Annotated in this window: 4 protein-coding genes and 1 pseudogene; 2 read left to right on the forward strand and 3 right to left on the reverse strand. The window is 61.5% G+C overall.

Annotated features, from left to right (window positions below; all coding sequences use genetic code 11):
- Together WBB95_RS03425 and WBB95_RS03430 are read left to right on the forward strand one after the other, a co-directional pair.
- A pseudogene (locus WBB95_RS03425) lies at nt 1-349 on the forward strand (cell filamentation protein Fic); the annotation flags it as partial.
- A gap of 8 nt (nt 350-357) precedes the next feature.
- Nucleotides 358-819: a metallophosphoesterase family protein gene (locus WBB95_RS03430; protein WP_424486298.1), complete on the forward strand. Its 462-nt coding sequence runs from the start codon at nt 358-360 to the stop codon at nt 817-819.
- 6 nt (nt 820-825) lie between these two features.
- On the opposite strand, the gene WBB95_RS03435 is transcribed toward WBB95_RS03430, so the two are convergent.
- The 3 genes from WBB95_RS03435 to WBB95_RS03445 form a co-directional block, all read right to left on the reverse strand.
- Nucleotides 826-1,509 (reverse strand): SOS response-associated peptidase, encoded by a 684-nt coding sequence (locus WBB95_RS03435; protein ID WP_424486299.1) that lies wholly within the window; start codon nt 1,507-1,509, stop codon nt 826-828.
- Nucleotides 1,510-1,556: 47 nt separating this feature from the next.
- Nucleotides 1,557-2,279, reverse strand: coding sequence for a FadR/GntR family transcriptional regulator (locus tag WBB95_RS03440; protein ID WP_424486300.1), 723 nt, complete (start codon nt 2,277-2,279; stop codon nt 1,557-1,559).
- Nucleotides 2,280-2,326: 47 nt separating this feature from the next.
- Nucleotides 2,327-2,614, reverse strand: a 288-nt coding sequence (locus WBB95_RS03445; RefSeq protein WP_424486301.1) for a dihydroxy-acid dehydratase, incomplete at its 5' end; no start/stop codon positions are given.

The following is a 2,614-nucleotide window of genomic DNA, read 5'->3' on the forward strand; positions in this document are numbered from 1 at the left end:
CCCTTTCCTTGATGGCAACGGTCGTACGATTCTGCTTGTCTTCATGGAGCTTTGTTATCGAGCCAGGTTTGCCATTGAATGGTCGAGAACCCATAAGGACGACTATCTTCGGGCCCTTAGCGAGGAAATCAGAGCGCCGTTTAAAGAACATCTCAATAATTACCTGAAGCCCTTCGTGGTTGATATTGCCCATCGTGACGAATGGCCAGAGATGATTGGTGGGATCAAGGGTCTGGATGGGCTCGATAAGGAAGGAATTACGTACGAAAATCTGGATAATCCAGAGGTCCAACTGCTCTACCAAGGCTACAGGGCGCATTTGCTCGATGAGCCCAAGCCTGAAAAATAGGAATGCTGATGTTCAAGGTTGGCGTCATTTCCGACACCCATGGCCTGCTGCGACCCGAAGCGGTCGCGGCCTTGCAGGGGTGTGAGCAGATTATCCATGCGGGCGATATCGGCGCGCCGCAGGTACTTCAACAGTTGGCGCACATCGCGCCCGTGCGGGTGGTGCGTGGCAACAATGATCAGGACGCGGCGTGGGCGCAGCAGGTGCCGGACCAGCTGATGTTTGACCTGAAGGGCTGGAAAACCCTAGTCGTGCACGACATTGCCGATGTCCCCGCGTTACTCGACCCGCACACTCGGCTGGTCATCACTGGCCACTCACACAAGCCGTTGATTGAGTGGCGGGGTGCAACCTTGTACGTCAACCCCGGCAGCGCGGGGCGACGGCGCTTCAAGTTACCGGTGACGCTGGCCGTGCTTGACGTGCAGGAAGCCGCGATTGAGCCGCGATTGATCTCGCTGCTGGAGTAAAGCCGTTCAGTCGGTAATCGGCTCAATCACATGAGGACCGTCGTGCCGTGGGTTGCCGACCGCGCTGTCGACCCTGAACCATTCAAACACCTCGGACGGTTCGCCCTGGAACAACAGCATCTGCTCGGCGCGACCCCGGGGTGTCGCCGGGTCCAGCCATTCGCGGGCCAACTGCGGGGCCAGCACCACGGGCCGGCGATCGTGTATGTCGACCATGCCGCCGGCGCTGTCGGCGGTGATGATCACAAAACCGTCGTCGAGCCCGGCACCTTCGTCGGCGTCAGGCAGTTGGCCGATGGCGGCACACAGCACCGGTGCGCGGTCGCGACGACGAATCAGGTAGGGCTGTTTTTTTGGGCCGCCTTCGTCCACCCATTCAAACCAGTTGTCGATCGGCACAATCGCTCGGTGCGTCCAGATCGCGCGAAAGAACGGGCCATTGGCGACTTTCTCGACGCGCGCGTTGATCGGCGGCGCACGGTCCTTGGCCCAGTGCGGGCGCCAGCCCCAGCGCACCCGGTCGGCGTGCAACAGGTTGTTTTCCAGGTGCAGCAGGGCAACTTGCGTGGAGGGCGCCACGTTGTAGCGTTCAAGGGGTTGCTCGCCCACGGTGTTGACCAGGGCATTGGGCATGCTCAAGGCCGCGACGAAATCGTGGATGCCGCGGTACTGCGTCAGTCGTCCGCACATGGCTGATCCCTCAGGCTGAACCCTGAGCGTAGCCGTAGAGGGTGCGTTTACAACGGCGTCAGCACATTCATCACCGTGTCCAGTGCCACGCGCGTGTCATCCAGTTGCACCAGCGAGGCGTGCCGGGCGCCGAGGGCGTCGCGGTTCTGGATCGCGGTGAGGATCGCCTTGTGGCGGGGCAGGCTCAGGCCCTGGATGTCGGGGCGGCGGTTGGTGATGTTGATCGACTCGCGCAACGGCAGCGACAGCATGTTGCACATGTAGGCTAGTAAGTCATTGCGGGTGGCGTCGGCGATGGCGCGGTGGAAGTCCAGATCAGCCTGCAACAGCTGCTCGTGGGTTTGCGCGGTTTCCATGCCCAGGTAGGCTTTTTCGATGGTGGCGATGTCTTCAACGGTGGCGGTGGTCGCGGCCATGGCGGCGATTTCCGGTTCAAGGATGCGTCGCACACCGGCCAGGGTGTTGAAGAATTCGCTGTGGGGCGTGGACTGCATCAACCACGACAACACGTCCGGGTCGAGCAAGTGCCATTTCAAGCGCGGGCGCACCACCGCGCCCACCCGTGGCTTGGAATACACCAGGCCCTTGGCGCTGAGCACCCGCGTGGCCTCACGCAATACCGAGCGGCTGACCTTGTATTCCTCGCAGAGCGTGGCCTCCATGGGCAGGCGCTCTTCGGGCTTGAAGCGACCGGAAACGATGTGCATGCCCAAGTCCTGAACGATTTGGGCATGCATGCTCTTGCGCGGCTTGGGCGGCTGGTGATCCATAACGAAGAGGGGGCTCTGGCTAAATAAACGGCATCATAGCATCCCACTTAGTGGGAATGACGCGGTACTTCAGCCCCACGGCAACCCACCAGAAAATCAAAATCGCAGCCCTGATCGGCTTGTAACACGTGGTCGATGTAGAGCTGGCGATAGCCGCCGACGATCAGTTTCTGCGGTGGCGCCAGGTCGGCCATGCGCGCGGCCAGCTCGGCGTCGGGAATGTCCAGGTGCAAGCGGCCATTGGCGCAGTCGAGTTCGATCCAGTCGCCTTCCTTCACCGTGGCCAACGGCCCGCCGGCGGCGGCTTCCGGCGCCAAATGCAGCACCACCGTGCC

Source organism: Pseudomonas sp. (assembly GCF_049645325.1).
Classification (GTDB): Bacteria; Pseudomonadota; Gammaproteobacteria; order Pseudomonadales; family Pseudomonadaceae; genus Aquipseudomonas.

Bases quoted from the DNA above. Each gene is read 5' to 3' on its own strand.
- WBB95_RS03430 (WP_424486298.1), top strand. From the start codon at position 358: ATGTTCAAGGTTGGCGTCATTTCCGACACCCATGGCCTGCTGCGACCC.
- WBB95_RS03440 (WP_424486300.1), bottom strand. From the start codon at position 2,279: ATGGATCACCAGCCGCCCAAGCCGCGCAAGAGCATGCATGCCCAAATC.
- WBB95_RS03435 (WP_424486299.1), bottom strand. From the start codon at position 1,509: ATGTGCGGACGACTGACGCAGTACCGCGGCATCCACGATTTCGTCGCG.